At 37.6% G+C, this 18,361-nt stretch carries 6 protein-coding genes; all 6 read right to left on the bottom strand.

Annotated features, from left to right (window positions below; translation table 11 throughout):
• Nucleotides 1-8: 8 nt before the first annotated feature.
• On the bottom strand, nucleotides 9-1,238 hold the full coding sequence (locus VK161_RS08505) for a hypothetical protein (RefSeq protein ID WP_324214343.1): 1,230 nt from the start codon (nucleotides 1,236-1,238) through the stop codon (nucleotides 9-11).
• A gap of 297 nt (nucleotides 1,239-1,535) precedes the next feature.
• The gene (locus VK161_RS08500) at nucleotides 1,536-3,773 is read right to left on the bottom strand and encodes a hypothetical protein (protein WP_324214342.1); all 2,238 of its coding nucleotides are present in this window, start codon (nucleotides 3,771-3,773) and stop codon (nucleotides 1,536-1,538) included.
• A gap of 202 nt (nucleotides 3,774-3,975) precedes the next feature.
• On the bottom strand, nucleotides 3,976-8,742 hold the full coding sequence (locus VK161_RS08495; RefSeq protein WP_324214341.1) for a T9SS type A sorting domain-containing protein: 4,767 nt from the start codon (nucleotides 8,740-8,742) through the stop codon (nucleotides 3,976-3,978).
• Nucleotides 8,743-8,909: 167 nt separating this feature from the next.
• Nucleotides 8,910-13,493, bottom strand: a complete 4,584-nt coding sequence (locus VK161_RS08490; RefSeq protein WP_324214340.1) for a GEVED domain-containing protein — start codon at nucleotides 13,491-13,493, stop codon at nucleotides 8,910-8,912.
• A 184-nt stretch (nucleotides 13,494-13,677) separates the two neighbouring features.
• Nucleotides 13,678-13,989 (bottom strand): DUF3467 domain-containing protein, encoded by a 312-nt coding sequence (locus VK161_RS08485; protein ID WP_324214339.1) that lies wholly within the window; start codon nucleotides 13,987-13,989, stop codon nucleotides 13,678-13,680.
• Nucleotides 13,990-13,991: 2 nt separating this feature from the next.
• Complete coding sequence (gene rpoC, locus VK161_RS08480) at nucleotides 13,992-18,299, bottom strand: DNA-directed RNA polymerase subunit beta' (RefSeq protein WP_324214338.1); 4,308 nt, start codon at nucleotides 18,297-18,299, stop codon at nucleotides 13,992-13,994.
• Nucleotides 18,300-18,361: the final 62 nt, after the last annotated feature.

Raw genomic sequence — 18,361 nt, 5'->3', positions numbered from 1 at the left:
AGTATCAATTACTGTGGAGTTACCATAATCCATCCATTAACATAATCATTATCATTAATAGCTACAGTTCCCCCATTCTGTATTCCAAATCCTACAGTATAAGTTCCTGCGGGCAAAAGTATAGAAGCACTTGCATTGGCAGTAGTACGTGTTGTATCTACTTCAATAATTGAATAATTACCCCCAACAAAGTTAGTTATTGTTCCTGCTCCTTGCTGATAACACAAACCAATTCTGACACTAGTAGCAGTGCCTGTTGTTGTTGCGAGTGGGGCAGATGCAGCGCCTGTTAGTATAGATGGAACAGTAAGCGTTATTGATACAGTTGGGCCAGCAAAAACATAAACCAATGAGTTAGCTGCAATAGATGTACCCAAAAAACCTGAAAAGGGAAAAATCCTTACTGGAGCATTCCACGTTGGCGCTCCCGCTCCATTTGAAGTCAGTACTCTACCTGCAGTTCCAGCGGCAGTTGTAGCAATTGAAGTTCCTGTTCCGTAAGCTACTCCTCCATTTGTTGGAGTTGCGCTTGAGTTGGTTCCACCATTAGCGATTGGTAAAACTGCTACTGGTGTTTGTAAAACCCCACCACTTACTGTTACAATACCCGTTCCTGCTGGCGCTGGTCCAACCGGACCTTGTGGACCTTGAGCTCCTTGCGGACCGGTTGCTCCTGTTGCACCAGTTGCACCAGTTGCTCCTTGTGGACCTTGAGCTCCTTGTGGGCCAACCGCTCCTGTGGCTCCTTGCGGACCCGTTGCTCCTTGTGGACCTTGTGGACCAACAGCACCTGTTACTCCTTGCGGACCTTGTGGGCCAGGAGGACCTTGTGGACCTGGAGTTCCATTCAAAGAATACAAAGCATAAGGTACACTTAAAAATTCACTTGTTCCGGAAACCGTATAATTTGTTCCACCTAAAGGATCAGTTTCTGTTTTGATGAAATAAGGACCATTACCCCAATCAATAGTATTGAATGTTCCCGAGACTACTGTTCCGGTTCCGATTTCTAAGCTTACTAAACCATTGGCATTGGTTGAAGGTGTTTGAGTTTCTACATAAACTGCTGAACCACTTGAAGAACCTTGTAAAATACTAATCTGCATTCCTACTGCAGAATTGGTTACTAATGCATCAGCATTATTTCGAACGACAGCTTGATAGCTGAATTTTTGTGGCGATTGTGCCAAACTTGACATGCTTATAAAAAGCAATACAAAAAGGGTAATTTTTTTCATGTTGTTGTTATTTAAGATTATTTTGGATGATTAATTGACACAAATTTAAATTATGAGTTACATCAAAATATACGTATAAGTACGTGTTTTTTAGAAGAAAATTTTCAAATTATTAACAATACATTAAATCATAATTCAATGATTTTAAATATTTTAATAAATTTAGTGTTGAATTTTTCATAAAAAAATAAACATCTTTCAAAAGCCTAAAAAATCGATTAACTACTTGTTTTAACATAAAAAACTCCCCAATTTCTTGAGGAGTTTAATCTAACCACTTATCTATCAACTAAAAAACTACCTTTTCACCATTCGTAGAACTTCAAACGCTTCTCCTTGACACACAATTACATTATAAATTCCAGAAGAATATTCAGTTCCAAACTCTAATTCTGAAAGCATTGAAGGGTCAACAATCTTAATTTCTACCAATTTACCCAACATATCGTACACTTTTAATTCTATTTTTTCTTCTAATGAAGTTTTTAATTCCAATCTAAAATTCAAATCAAATGGATTAGGCGAAGCAATTACTTGAAATGCTTTTATTGTAGTTACGTTCTCTGAATTTAACCTTGAATTTCCAGGCATTGTTAACGTACACACTTTCCCATAAGGCCCGAAAACTCCATTGATTTCAATGCTCACTTGCACCGAATAGGTTTCTCCCATTTGCAAACCAGGAACTGAAGCTAAATCAAACGAACGAAGCGGTCTATCAAATTGATACGTATAATTCAATCCCGCATTTACAAATCGGAAGCGGTATGTTGTGGCTCCGACATACGAATCTGCTAAAATTGTAACATTGGTATTGGACAACACAACATCACACTGCGACAACTGCAATTGAGTTGTTGGAAATACAGGAGTGGTTACATTGCAAGCTGGTCCGTAAGGTAAATAACTTCCATCAGTATTTCGAATGGCAACCTCTATAGAATAAGCTGTATTAAATTCGGTCAACGAAGTATTGATCATTCTTATTTCCCTGAGCGGTCGAATGATTTCTTCTTGGGCTGACGACACCAAATTTGTAATTCTAAACTTATATCCTGTCGCAAATGGAACATTATTAGCATAAATAATGTCGTTAACATTGGTCAATACTGTACCGCATTGAGCGGATTGAATCTGAGTAGTTGTTGAAGGAGTTGTAACCGTACATGGAACTCCAAAGTAAGGTTGCCACACATTATTGTATTTAATTGCCACCTCAACTTTATAGGAATGATTGAAAGCATAATTAGCCAACTGTGTCAGTTGAAATACTCTTAACGCTTTGTCAATGATTTGAACTTGATTTGTGGTCAAATCGGTGACTTTGAATCGATATCCTTGTGCCACCGAAATTAAATCGGCATACACTTGTTGATTAATAGTTGTCAAAGTAGCACCGCATTGAGCATTTTGAACTTTAGACACACACGTTCCAATAACTACAAAGGATGTTGTTGAAGTACCTGAACCATTTCCTAATTGTAAAAATTGATCGTCTCCCGATGCCAAAACGGTTCCATCGTTATCCAATGCAATTGAATGATAAACTCCTGCTGAGGATGATTTCCAATTATTTGATGTTCCTAATTGAGTCGGAATTGTTTTTTGAATTGCAGTTCCATCGCCCAACTGCCCGTATGCATTGAATCCCCAAAACCATAAAGTGCCATTAGTTTTCAATGCGCTAACATGATAAAATTTTGTTGAAACGGATTTCCAATTCGCATCAGTTCCTACTTGTAAAGGAAATGATCGATCGATAAGCGTTCCATCACCCAAATTCCCTTCAAAGTTGGCACCCCAACTCCACAACGTACCATTTGTTTTTATAGCCAATGCAAACGAATCTCCGCCATCAATAGACTTCCAATTGGAATCTGTACCAATTTGAGAAGGAAAAAGAGAAACCGTATTGGTTCCGTCACCCATTTGCCCAAAACTATTATCACCCCAACCCCAGAGTGTTCCATCGGTTTTAATAGCATGCGAAAAATAAGCGCCTGTTCCAATTGCCTTAAAAGTTGACCCAACGGCTAACTGAATTGGAAACAGTGCATCCGATGTAGTTCCGTCACCTATTTGCCCTATAAAATTCCAACCCCAAGCCCAAAGTGTTCCGTTATTTTTCAAAGCTAATGTGTGAAAACTTCCAGCAGAAATCGTTTGCCAGTCGGTATCCGAGCCTATTTGAACGGGAACATTTGACATGCTCACTACTCCGCCTTCACCAAGTTGTCCAAAAAAATTATCACCCCAAGCCCAAAGTGTTCCGTCGGTTTTAATAGCCACTACATGATTTTCTCCACAGGAAACTTCTTTCCAATTTGAGTCGGTGCCGACTTGAGTTGGCACATTTCTAGCAACAAAATTGCCTGTTCCCAATTGTCCAAAATCGTTATCACCCCAAGCCCACAAAGTTCCGTCGGATTTTACAGCCAACGTGCTTTGGTATCCAGCCGAGATGCTTTGCCAACATTGCGCATTACTTATTGAACAAAATAGCACAATAAAAATTATCGTAATTTTTTTCATCATAATCTTAAATTTTAAAGTTTACACTGTTAAAATTCAGTTTTTTTTGAAGTTACTCAGCCAACTACTTGTTAACTGTAAGCATATTTCTTTTAAGTGTAAGGATTTGACTAATAAATGAGTAGAGAGACGAATTCAGAATTATTTTGCCATAAAAAAACTCCCCAATTTCTTGAGGAGTTTAAATAAATTGATGTAGTAATTATTACCTTTTAATCACTCGTAATGTACGTGTTTCTTCATCCTGAGTAACAACAACATTGTATACACCTGATGGATAATTGCTGCCTAATTCTAAATCTGAAATTGTCTTAGCATCAATGGTTTTGTTTTCGACGGTTCTTCCCAACATATCAAACACCATTAATTGAACCGAACTATCAGAAGCAGTGGTAAGTTGAACTTTGAAATTTTCAAAATACGGGTTGGGCGCAATTGAAGCTGAAAAATCAAAATCTTTTTGACCATTAGAAATTGCTCTTGTTGTACCCGAAAGCGTTACATTACAAACTACTCCATAAGGTCCAAAAGCTCCACCCACTTGTACACTAACCGAAACTTGATACGTTTGACCTAAAATCACACCCGGAACTTGACTAAAATCAAATGTTCTTAAAGGTCTTTCTAGAACATACGAAAATCCTAAACCAACATTTTCAAATTTAAAGCGGTACAAAGTAGCTCCACCGTAATTATCCGCAAAAACAGCTGTATTCATGTTAACACTAGATCCACATTGTGCTGCTACAATTTTTGAAGTTGGAATTGGCGGTGTTAAAACCGTACAAACAGTTCCGTAAGGCAAGTAAATACCATCCGTATTTCGTACTGCCACTTCAACTTGATACAGCGTATTGAACTGAGGCGCAACTATATCATTCATTCTGAATTCTTTAATCGGGCGATCTAAAATCTGAACTGATGCATCGACTGTATTGGTGATTTTAAAACGGTAACCTGTCACAAAAGCGACTAAATTAGCATACACCGGTTGATTCATTAAGGACAATGTCTGTCCGCAATTGGTCAAATTGGTCAATGGAATTGGAGTAGACACATTACATGCATTTCCGTAGGGTTGCCAAACATTATTTACTCGTGCTGCCACTTCAATTTTGTAGGTTCTATTGTAAGCATACGTCATCAATTGAGTGAGTTGAAACACTCGCAGTGGTCGGTCAATGGTTTGAACTTGATTGGTAAGTAAATCGGTCACCTTGAAACGATATGCTTGCGCTGAAGCTATATTATTAGCAAAAATATTTTGATTGAGTGTACTTAATGTAGATCCACATTGAGTTGGAATTACACTGGTATCAAAAGGATAGATAATGTCGTACACAATCACATTAGATAGTGCGACTGGATTGATGGCACAATTATCATTAGAAACCATTTCAACGGTTACTTCATCCAAATCATTCAACGTTGAAGTAGTGAAAGTTGGATTAGTTTCTCCTAAAATAGGGTTGGAATTCAAGAACCATTGGTAGGTTGGCGCGCTTCCTCCATTGGTTGGAGTGGCTGTAAAAGTTACCGAAGTTCCTTGAGCAACTGGACTTGCTGGCGAAGATGCAATAGTTACACTTGCTGAATACGTCGGATTGGTATACGTCTGTGTAGTTCCGGAAAATTGCAAAGCACCAATATCGTTGGTTGGTGTTCTTGGATTTCCATCAAAATCAACCGTTATACTTGGCGATGAAATAGTTTGCGCTCCATTTTCTGCAAATGAAGTTCCAGAAGGCACGTACGTTCCAACAGACACACCATTTACTAAATTGTCTTCAGTGTAGGTTAATGCATCCAATGTACCGCCCATAAATGTTTTATAATAACCACAAGAAGCATTAAAATTAGAATCATTTGTGATGTTATTCGCAGGATTATTAGTTAATCCGCTGACAGCAAAACCATTTACTACTGACAATGCATCGGCACCTTGAGCAAAAAGATAATTATTTGCACCTGAATTGATGTGATAAATATTATTATTACTGGTTGAAGCAAAACCAAGAGGCACAGAATTAGCTACACCATCAAAAATAGAAACACAAGAAGCATAGCCATTTCCTGAAGGCGCAGCATTGATGTTGATGATGTTATTTCTTAAGTCGTAAATAGTTGAAGTTGTATTTTCAAAAACGAAAATTCCCCTCACACCAAAATTAGAACCTCCACTTAAAGGAGTAGAAGTTCCTAGTTTGATTGTATTGTAATAAATATTAAAAGTACTTCCTGCAGCAAAACACATAATTCCGTTTACAGCATTAATCGAATTCGATTGTGGCGCTTTGATATCAGAAATAAAATTGTTGTAAATGTTAATTGTAGTTCCGATAAAAAACGGTCCAAATCCATTTACCGAACTAATTCCTGCCAAAGCACTATTCGATCCAGAAGCTAAACTCTCAATATTGTAAATTTTATTTCCAAAAATGGATGGATTAGTACATGTTCCCGCCACATCGATACCAGAGATGATTGATTCGCCTGGACTGGAAACAGCGGTTAAATTTTTGATGGTATTACCTGAAATAATGTTATTTGCTCCAATTCCAACTTTTATTCCGAAGATACTTGCGTTTCCAACTGGTGAAGTCGCAGTAATCGATTCGATGGTATTATTGGTAACTGTAAAACCATTAATCACACTGGTCAATGAAGCACCAATTCCGCGAAGTATAGCACTATCTGCAGAAGAAGCCAGCGTTATTGAGTTACCATTTACTGTTGCTTGATTAACGGTTCCGTTGATGGTAAAATCCATACCCGCATTAGAAATAGCATTTGTAGAAACATTGATATTATTATTGTTGACAGTAAAAGTCCCATTGCTCAAAAACAACCCTCTGGAAACACCTGTGTGTGTTCCTGTTATTACAACGGTATTATCAGAAACATTTTTCAGTGTGGTTGGAGTTCCTTCATGGTTGTAGATTCCTGAAACATTAGCTCCACCTAACAATCCAGAAATAGTTACTGAATTATGAGTAATAGTCATTGAAGTTGGATTACTAGACGCATCTGTACCATACATTCCGTAGGCGTGAGCAATGTTAGCAGTTCCTCTGACAATATTTATTGTATTTCCTGTTACAGAAGAGCCACCAATAAGCACAGCTCCTGTTTTTGCTCCTTCTAGAGAAATTCCGTAGATATTTGAAGTTGTTTTTAACGGACTAGCTCCTGTCAGAATCAAATTATTCTGTACGGTAAGATTTCCTTTTACGCCATTGGCATTAATAAAGTAATGTTGAGCAGTAAACGGACCATTTCCGGGCTGGCTTACTGTGATTGAATTTCCATTTATAATGGTATCTGCACTAGCATAAGCGCTTCGAATTGCCTGAACACCTAATGAACTTGAAACATTTGAACCTGATTCAATATAAATAGTATTGTTATTTGAAATGTGAGTTGTAGTTGTTAATCCATGTCCAAAATCGATACCCGAAGTTACAGTTGGTCCATTATTGATTAGAGTAATCGTATTATCACTTATAGTTGCTGTATATACTACTCCAACTGGAGCTGTACCGCTGCTTACGTTGATTCCGCTACAAATATTTTGCGAATATACTAATGGCAAAGAGTTAACCGTATTGAATTGAGCCGTAAAACCAGCACCATTTCGGTAAACAATTCCACCCGTTACAATTCCGGAAAAACGAGTCCATGACGCTGTAGAAACCGTTGTGTTTCCGAAAGTTATGGTATTTCCTAATGCTGCTGATGAGCCACCAAAAACGTTTCCTGATTCGGTTACAGTTGCAGTTACTGGCTGACAAATAAAGTAAATTCCGTACGCTACATTTGAAATCGTATTGGATTGAATGGTGTTGAATGAATTCGTTCCAGCTGATGTTGTAGCAATCAACCCAGAATTAGTTGCCGAACTTGAGCTAGTTGAAAATATTCCGATTGAATTGGGGTAATTAGCATTAAGAGTAACAGTACAATTTTTAATCGTATTATTTTGTGCACCATTGGTATTAGCTCCTAAAAACAATCCAAAACCAATTTCAGTCATTGTATTGGTTGCTCCTGTAGCTACAACTGTATTTGCTGCATTTTCTTCTAGTGTGAAACCATCAAAAGTGATGTAATCACCACCGATTATTTTAACAATTCCGTTGGTATTTCCACCTGCTGTCCACAATGGAGCTATAATTTTCGGATTGGCGCCAGTGCCACTTTTCTTAAAAACTATCGCTAAGGATGAATTTCCAGTAGCTAAATTACCCGCTGTTCCTACGCCGTTCAATAAAATCCCTGTTGTTGGAGCCGTTTCAACGTGGCCAGAAGCGACGTCAAATTGTACAATTCCTGTTCCTGAAACTCCATTTGCATTCAAATAAGTTACTGCAGAAGCTACTGTCGGGAAACATCCTGGAATTGAATAATTACCTGGAGTTAAAGCTCCGGTTGGACTTCCACAAAAAGTAAAATTCGCTTTATAATTAGCTCCTAAATTACCGGCAAAAATTGTTCCGCCTTCGCACGTCACTGAAGCATCGCTATACACCTCAACGGTATAGTTTCCGGCTGGCAAACCTGAAAGCAAATTGGTAGAATAGCCTGTATTTGACCATTGTTGATCTTCTCCTCCACAACCATTTCCGAATCCTGAAGAATATCCAATATTCAAATTAGAAAAACTACCTGGTGTTGATCCAGTCGCATAAATTCTGTAGTACAATCGCGTAGAAGTCAAGTCACAACCTCCGCATTTATAAACATTATGCTCTGCTCCTTTCAACACAAGTGAATTGGCAGAAGTAAAACTCCCCAAATTGGCTCCTTGAAAATCTGGATTACCTGTTGACGCTTGCAAATCGTAATAGGTATTTGGCCCACCATTGCTGCTTAATACAACAAATGTAGAATTAAAACCTGCCGTTTGAGCAAACGTCAAACCTCCAACAAGAAACAAAATCGGAGTAAAAAAATTAAGTAAAAAACGTCTCATAAGCGAACTATTTAAATTGGATTTAGTTAATTTTAACTGATAAATGTACAATTTTATTGATTGACATCAATAAAGATGTACGAGATATTTTCATCATTGGTTTTGTTTTTTAGATAAAAAAGCCTTTCTAGTTAAAGAAAGGCTTTCATTTTTAGTAATTCTGCTATTTATCTTTTAATCACTCGAAGTGTTTTTACTTCATCACCTTGAGATACAATCACATTGTATACTCCCGATGGATAAGTAGCTCCGATTTGTAGTTCAGAAATAGTAGTTGCATCCACTTCTCTGCTTTCTACTAACTTACCTAACATATCGTATACTTTCACTTGGATGCTTTCTTCTGTTGAAGCAGTAACTTCCAATCCGAAGCTTTCTCCAAATGGGTTTGGTGATACAATAGCACTAAATGCCAATGCAGGTTTTGTTGTTTCGGTTGCTCTTGCTGAACCCGGAGTAGTAAGTGTACATACTTTTCCGAATGGTCCAAACACGCCTCCAATTTCGATACTTACTTGTACTGAATACGTCTCTCCTGCTACTAAGCCCGGAACGGTGTTCAATGCAAACGAACGAAGTGGTTTGTCAAATTGATACGTATAACCTAAAGAAGTATTGGTAAATCTGAATCTGTAAGTAGTTGCTCCCACATACGAATCAGCGTAAATAACTGTGTTTGGATTGGTTAAAATCACATCACATTGTGCCAATTGCAACTGAGTTGTTGGGAAACTTGGTGTAGTAATGTTACAAGGAGTTCCGTAAGGTAAATACGCTCCGTTAGTGTTTCTAACTGCTACTTCTACTGAATACGTTGAATTGAACTCAGCTATTGAAGTTTGAGTCATTTTAATATCTCTAAGCGGACGTTCAACTTCCTCTTGTGCTGAAGTCAATAAATTCGTAATTCTGAATTTATAACCTGTTGCAAAAGGAACATTGTTAGCATAAATCGCATCTCCAATAGTGGTTAATGTACCTCCACATTGAGCCGTTTGAACTTGAGTAGTTGTAGCTGGTGTAGTCACCATACATGGCGCGCCATAGAACGGTTGCCATACGTTGTTGTAACGAATTGAAACTTCTACTTGATACGTTCTATCAAAAGCATAGTTGGTCAACTGAGTCAATTGGAATACACGTAGGTTTCTATCAATTGTTTGCACTTGATTGGTAGTCATGTCTGTTACTCTGAATCGGTAACCTTGAGCTCCAGCTACTAAATTAGCAAAAATTTGTTGGTTGATTGAAGACAATGTTGAACCACATTGAGCCGTTTGAACAACTGAAATGATTGGTGTACAACCTTCGTCGATGGTTCCATCACAGTTGTTATCGATTCCGTCGTAACATACTTCAGTCGCATTTGGATTAACCAATGCGTTAGCGTCGTTGCAATCACCACTAACAAGCACATAATTTGCTCCAGGAGAATTACAAGCAGAAACTAAAGTTGTAGGATCACCAAAAGTATCACCATCATTATCTGCATACCAATTTAATGGAGTACATAGAGTTACATTTAATGTGTAATCTTCTGTTTGACCGTATTGACCACCCGTACAAGGGTTATCAACACTACCTGAATCTAATGAGTACAATTTTTTGATTCTCATACGGGTTGAACCCGCTAGAGCATTTGAAGGAACAGCAATTGTACTAACGGCAGAAATAGCATCTAATCCGTTTGAATTAGTTACACTACCTGCATTGAAAGTTTCACCTAAATCAGCAAAATCACCATCTTGATTCCAGTCAATAAAGACTCTAAAATTCGTTGTGAAATTACCAGCGGTATTTCCTTTAAGTGTCATAGTATAACTATTTTCAGTAGTAACATTACCAGAAATTGAAATAAAATTTTCTAAAGCTGGCGAACCATCAACAGTGTTACTTGAGGTATTTGTAATACCCGCAAAATCAACAGATGTAATTGGCTCAACATCTATACTGTATGTGATGGTTGAACAATAAGGTGCAAAAGGATTAGGTTGAGTGGTAAAGCTCCATTCTGAACATCCAGTAGCATCACCACCTACAGCAGATTTTGGAACAATTCTCCAATAGTAAGTTGTTGAATATGCAGGCGCACTAGCATTATAACTTAATGAAGTAGTATTAGTTGCCAATGTTAAAGCTCCTGAGGTTGTTCCATAATATACATCGTAAGATGTTGGTGCTGGACCCGAAGTTGGTGCTGCCCAAGAAAGAGCTACTGTTCCGATAGTTACATTGGTTGCTGCATCAAGTGGAGCTACATTAGTAGCACATTGTGTAGGGTTAGGGTTAACAGTAAGCACACCACTTACACTTGTTGTTCCATCCCATGCATTGAAAGGATTTCCACCATATACAAATGGCCCACCATTCAATCTAAAACGTGAAGCATAATAATACGTTCCTGGTGTTAAAGTCGAACCAATATTAGCTTGGTATTCGTCATTATTTGAAACATGACCCGCATTATGAGTAGCTGGAATCCAAGTAGTCCATGTATTTGGATTTGAATTCGAACCAATCGGGCTAATTCCAATCCATGCTTCAATACCTGGTGCTTGTCCTGAAAGTCCTGGTTCAACATCCGTTAAACCGCCTTCATATACTTGAGCATAAACAGTAGCTGAATTACCTGCTAAAATAGTTGCAGTTGCCGGAAATTGTAAGTTTACATAATCTGGAGTATCCGTTGGGAAAGTAAAACACGAAATATTTGCCGCCCATCCGATATCAGTTAAAGATATATCACTATTGAAAACAAAAGTTAAAGCTCCACTAGCTGAATTAGTAGAAGTTACTGTTCCTGGTGAAGTTGTACCCGCATAAGTTCCAATTAATGGATATGTTGCATCTGGTCCGTCGTAAATTGATAAACTATCACAACAAGATTCTGTTCCGAATGCTGTAAAAGTAGCTATAACTCCATCACCAACATTAGTCGGGAAAATTGTAGTTGTAGTATTTAAATTATTAGTATAATTTCCTGCTGCACCACCATTGTCATAGAAAGTACTTCCACAACCTAAACCAGTAGTAAAAGTAGTTGTAGCCCAAGGACTAAACCCGTCAATTCCACATGATGAACGTACGTGAAGATAATGTAATGTAGACGCACTCAATCCTGAAGCACTTGCTGTCGTTCCTGAAGTAGAGGTTCCACTACTTGGAGGAGTTGAAGAGGTTGTAACAGCCCATTCATAACCATTTGATGGTGCTGGTGAAGGTGCAACCCAAGACAAACTAGCGCTATTTGACGTAATTGCAGAAACGGATAAGCCTGATGCAGGCAAACATGTTGGAGCAGCTATAATATCAACGATATAATCTTCTGTTTCACCCCAAGTACTATTTGATGCACCGCATGCTTGAGCAGTTGTTAAAGCCGAATCATCACCTCCTCTAACTCTCATCCTTGTATTTCCCAGAGTAGCGCCACTTGGAACAGTTACGTTGATAACGCTTGTACCACTGGCACCCGCATTTCCTGATGCTAAGAATCCTTCAGACGCTTCAAAAGTACCGTTTTGATTAAAATCAATCCAAACAGCTGAGAACTGATTAGTATCTGAACCAAAAGTAACAGAGACACTAGCATTAGTAGATTGAGCAAGAGTAGGAATTGCCACTGCATTAAAAAATGTATAGAAAGGAGATGCAGAATTACCTGACGTATTATTTAGAGAACCTAAAGTTACATTTGTTATTCCATCACCTGTTCCCGAACCGTTTGAATAAGTTGGTGAACAATAATTAAATCCGGTTCCTGTAGTGAAAGATTGCTCAACACAACCTGTTGCATCACCATTAGCATTTTTCGGAACAATTTTCCAATAATAAGTTGTATTTGCAGATAATAAACCAGGTGAATAAGTGGTTCCCACTTGATTTCCAACAAATGGTGCACCAGCAGAAGATCCAAAATAAACATCATATGATGTTGGTCCACCACCACCACTTCCCCAAGAAAGTGTAACATTTCTAGCTACCCCAGTTGCTGATGCCGCTGGAACTAGAGATGCCGCACAGTTAGGTGGAGTTAGAGAAGCAGCAAACACTAACTGAGCGTTAGGTCTGTTAGCACTTCTTGTTCCTGTACCTGTTGGCGGCGTTGTATCAGCTGCCCAGTTTTGGTAAAATTGATTAGAGGCTTGAGTATTGTATCTGAACTGTTTACCCGTACTAGACTCACCACTTCCGCCACCAGTAGCATTAGTCTCTACTATGACTTCAAGATTATTTGATCCTCCTGTATAATTGAAAGTTGTTGATAAAGGTAAATCAATCCAAGTATTTGCAACAAAAGTTGATGGAGGAAGAGTTACTGGACCATAAACTAACGTTGCACCAGTAGTCTCTGTTGCATAAGTTGATGTTGCTGTAAAAGTCGTTGTTCTTTCCTTCATGTACACTCTAACATCAGTAGCTGCACCTGGAGAAGAAACTGAGTTCAAATAAAACCGAACATTAGTAATAGTCCCAGTTGATCCAATTTGAGCTGAAGTGTAAATCATCGCTGCTCTTTCATAGCCAAACCAAGTTGCTAATGGCTGTCTAACTGAGCCCGAATTTGTATTTGCCGCAGGAATGGTTACCGTTGTTTGGGCAAATGAAAAACCTGTACAAATCATCAATAACGAAATCATCAATAACCTGAATGCTTTAGAAAAACCTGATGTTGGAACACCTACATCAAGAATTTCTTTCTTGTTTGCTGAACTCCTTCCAGAAAACAAAGAATTGTAGTTTAAATTCATATACATTTTTTTATAATTAATTACCTTAAAGTTATGTTATTGTTAATTAATCACCTCATTTTTTCGACAAAGAACAAAAATGCATCGATTAAAAGCTCATATTAACAATTTTGCAAAAGCATACTTGATAAAATAAAAAAACCTCTTCATAACTGAAGAGGTTTTTGAATAAGATTTATTTTAATTATGCTTGACCTGTTGGACCAAAATTTAGTGGAATCTGAGGATAATCTCCTTCTTTGATTTCACCATGGGTAGCCTCAAATCGGTGAATGTTTTCTTTTAAAGCTCCTAACAAACGCTTGGCGTGTTGAGGAGTTAAAATAATTCTAGATTTCACCTTAGCTTTTGGAACTCCAGGCATAATTGTTACGAAATCCAATACAAATTCAGATTGAGAATGGTTGATGATGGCCAAATTGGAATAAATTCCTTCGGCTGTTTTTTCATCCAACTCAATATTGATTTGTCCTTGTTGTTGATTTGAATCGCTCATAATTAATAGATGTATTCTTCTTTACTTGCCATCATTTCGTTGTAATCGTCTTTTGAACCAACGATAATGTTATCGTAATCACGCATACCTGTACCTGCTGGAATTCTATGTCCAACAATTACATTTTCTTTTAATCCTTCTAATGTATCAACTTTACCAGCAACTGCTGCTTCGTTTAACACTTTAGTAGTTTCTTGGAACGATGCTGCCGAGATGAATGATTTAGTTTGTAGCGAGGCTCTTGTGATACCTTGTAGCACTGGAGTTGCTGTAGCTGTAATAACATCACGAGCTACTACTAAATTTTTATCATTACGTTTTAACAACGAATTTTCATCTCTTAATTCACGAGGAGAAATGATTTGGCCTGGTTTAAGATTTTCTGAATCACCAGCGTCTTCTACCACTTTCATTCCGTATAATTTATCGTTTTCTAGGATAAAATCGCTCGTATGAATCAATTGCTCTTCTAAGAATAATGTATCTCCCGGATCTTGCACTTGAACTTTACGCATCATTTGACGAATAACTACTTCAAAGTGTTTGTCATTGATTTTCACCCCTTGTAAACGGTATACTTCTTGAATTTCATTAACCAAATACTGTTGAACAGCCGAAGGACCTTGAATTCTTAAGATGTCTTCTGGAGTAATTGCTCCGTCAGACAAAGGAACACCTGCTTTAACGAAGTCATTCTCTTGAACTAAGATTTGACTTGATAATTTTACAAGGTATTTCTTAACCTCACCAAATTTAGATTCGATTACGATTTCACGGTTACCTCTTTTGATTTTTCCGAAAGAAACTACACCATCAATTTCAGATACAACCGCAGGGTTTGAAGGATTACGAGCTTCTAACAACTCAGTAATTCTTGGTAAACCTCCTGTAATATCCCCCGCTTTAGAAGAACGACGAGGAATTTTAACTAAGACTTTACCCGCCTTAATTTTTTCACCATCTTCTACCATAAGGTGAGCACCAACTGGTAAGTTGTACGAACGGATTAACTCTCCGTCTTTACCATAAATCAATAAAGTTGGAATTAATTTTTTATTTCTACCCTCTGAAATTACTTTTTCTTGGAAACCTGTTTGTTCGTCGATTTCAACTTGGTACGATTGACCTTGTTCTAAATCCTCGTATTCAATTTTCCCAGTAAATTCAGAAATAATTACTCCATTATACGGATCCCATTTACAGATAACTGCTCCTTTTTCAACTACATCTCCATCTTTTACACTAATAGCAGAACCGTAAGGAATGTTGTGAGTACTTAATAGAATTCCGGTTTTAACATCGATTAATTTCAATTCCGTTGAACGAGAAACCACGATATCCACTTTATTTCCATCGCTGTCTTCTCCAACTACTGTTTTTAAATCTTCGATTTCAAGTTTACCACCGAAACGAGCTACAATACTAGATTCTTCAGAAACTCCACCCGCAACTCCACCAACGTGGAATGTACGAAGTGTCAACTGTGTACCTGGCTCACCGATTGACTGTGCAGCGATTACACCGACAGCTTCACCTTTTTGAGTCATTTTACCTGTTGCTAGGTTTCTTCCGTAGCATTTTGCACAAATACCTTTCTTAGCTTCACAAGTAAGCGGTGAACGCACTTCTACTTTTTCTACAGGCGAATCTTCGATGTTTTTAACAATAGATTCTGTAATTTGCTCACCTGCGTGAACTAATACTTCAGAATTTAGTGGATTAATAACATCTTGTAATGCTACACGTCCTAAAATTCTTTCCCCTAATGTTTCAACGATTTCTTCGTTTTTCTTTAAAGCCGAAACTTCAATACCTCTTAGTGTACCACAATCAACCGAGTTTACAATAACATCTTGAGAAACATCGTGTAATCTTCTCGTTAAATATCCAGCATCCGCTGTTTTAAGAGCCGTATCGGCAAGACCTTTACGAGCACCGTGAGTTGAGATGAAGTATTCTAAGATCGAAAGACCTTCTTTAAAGTTAGAAAGAATCGGGTTTTCAATAATTTCACCACCACCAGCAGTTGATTTTTTAGGCTTAGCCATCAAACCACGCATACCAGTTAACTGACGAATTTGCTCTTTAGATCCACGCGCTCCAGAATCAAGCATCATATACACTGAGTTGAAACCTTGTTGGTCTTCTCTAATGTTTTTCATTGCTAATTCTGTCAATTGAGCATTTGCAGAAGTCCAGATATCAATAACTTGGTTGTAACGTTCGTTATTGGTAATAAGACCCATGTTATAGTTGGTAGAAATTACATCTACTTGCTCTCTTGCGTCTGCAATCAATTTATTTTTTTGCTCTGGAATTCTAATATCACCTAATGAGAACGACAATCCACCTTTGAAAGCGAATTTGTATCCCATATCTTTCATACTATCGAGGAAAGCTGCAGTTGTAGGAACATCAGTAACTGCAAGGATTTTTCCAATAATATCACGAAGCGATTTTTTAGTCAATACTTCATTGATGTAACCTGCTGCTTGTGGTACTACTTCATTAAATAATACTCTACCTGCAGTTGTTTGAATGATTTTGTAAACTAATTCACCGTTTTCATTGAAATCTTTAGCTCTAATTTTCACACGAGCGTTCAATTCTACTCTTCCTTCATTCAAAGCGATATTACATTCTTCAGCTGAATAGAAAGTTAAACCTTCACCTAAAATTTTCATTTCTGGTGTAGTCAATCGTTCTTTGGTCATATAATACAGACCCAATACCATGTCTTGAGAAGGAACTGTAATTGGAGCACCATTTGCTGGATTCAAGATATTGTGAGAAGCCAACATTAACAATTGTGCTTCTAAAATAGCTTCAGGTCCAAGTGGCAAGTGAACCGCCATCTGGTCACCATCGAAATCCGCGTTGAACGCCGTACACACTAATGGGTGTAATTGAATTGCTTTTCCTTCAATCAATTTAGGCTGGAACGCTTGAATACCTAAACGGTGTAATGTAGGAGCACGATTCAGTAATACTGGGTGACCTTTGATTACATTTTCAAGAATATCCCAAACAACTGGTTCTTTTTTATCGATTATTTTCTTAGCCGATTTAACCGTTTTAACGATTCCTCTTTCGATTAATTTACGAATAACGAATGGTTTGTATAATTCAGCCGCCATGTCTTTTGGAAGTCCACATTCGAATAATTTCAATTCTGGACCTACAACAATTACCGAACGAGCAGAATAATCCACACGTTTTCCTAATAAGTTTTGACGGAAACGACCTTGTTTTCCTTTTAACGAATCAGAAAGTGATTTTAACGGACGATTAGATTCAGTTTTAACAGCAGAAGCTTTACGTGTATTATCGAACAATGAATCTACTGATTCTTGCAACATACGTTTTTCATTACGTAAGATTACTTCTGGAGCTTTAATTTCCATTAATCGTTTCAAACGGTTGTTACGTATGATTACTCTTCGGTACAAATCGTTCAAATCGGAAGTGGCAAAACGACCTCCATCAAGTGGAACTAACGGACGTAATTCTGGTGGAATAACTGGAATTACTTTTAAAATCATCCATTCTGGACGGTTTTCTCTGTTTAAGTTCGACTCACGGAATGACTCAACCACTTGAAGTCTTTTTAACGCTTCTGTTTTTCTTTGTTTAGAAGTTTCATTATTAGCTGCGTGACGCAAGCTGTATGATAATTCATCTAAATCAGTTCTAGCTAATAAGTCCATGATACATTCAGCACCCATTTTGGCGATGAATTTGTTTGGATCATTATCATCTAAATATTGGTTTTCCATCGGAAGTGTATCTAAAATATTCAAATACTCTTCTTCTGTTAAAAAGTCCAAACGATTCAGTTCGTCACCATCCACATTTTTAGCAATACCTGCTTGAATTACTACGTATCTTTCGTAGTAAATAATCATATCTAATTTCTTAGATGGTAGGCCAAGAATGTATCCAATTTTGTTTGGAAGTGAACGGAAGTACCAGATGTGAGCAATTGGCACAACAAGATTGATGTGACCTACTCTATCACGACGTACTTTTTTCTCGGTAACTTCTACACCACAACGATCACAAACGATTCCTTTGTAGCGAATTCTTTTATATTTACCACAAGCACATTCGTAATCTTTAACTGGACCGAAAATACGCTCACAGAAAAGACCATCACGTTCTGGTTTGTGGGTTCTATAGTTGATTGTTTCAGGTTTTAAAACCTCACCTTTTGATTCTGCTAAGATGGACTCAGGAGATGCTAATCCGATGGTAATTTTATCGAATCTTTTTATGGTGTTTTTTTCTTTATTATTTCTATTATTCATCATAGTTTCTACTATTGATTTATTGAAATTCTTTTTTAGTGTTTTTAAGTTTTTGGTTTATAGTT

Origin of the sequence: Flavobacterium sp. (assembly GCF_035299245.1) — a bacterium.
In the GTDB taxonomy this organism is placed as follows: Bacteria; Bacteroidota; Bacteroidia; order Flavobacteriales; family Flavobacteriaceae; genus Flavobacterium.
The sequence above is the reverse complement of the archived record's forward strand: the minus strand, read 5'-3'. Positions and strand labels throughout refer to the sequence as shown.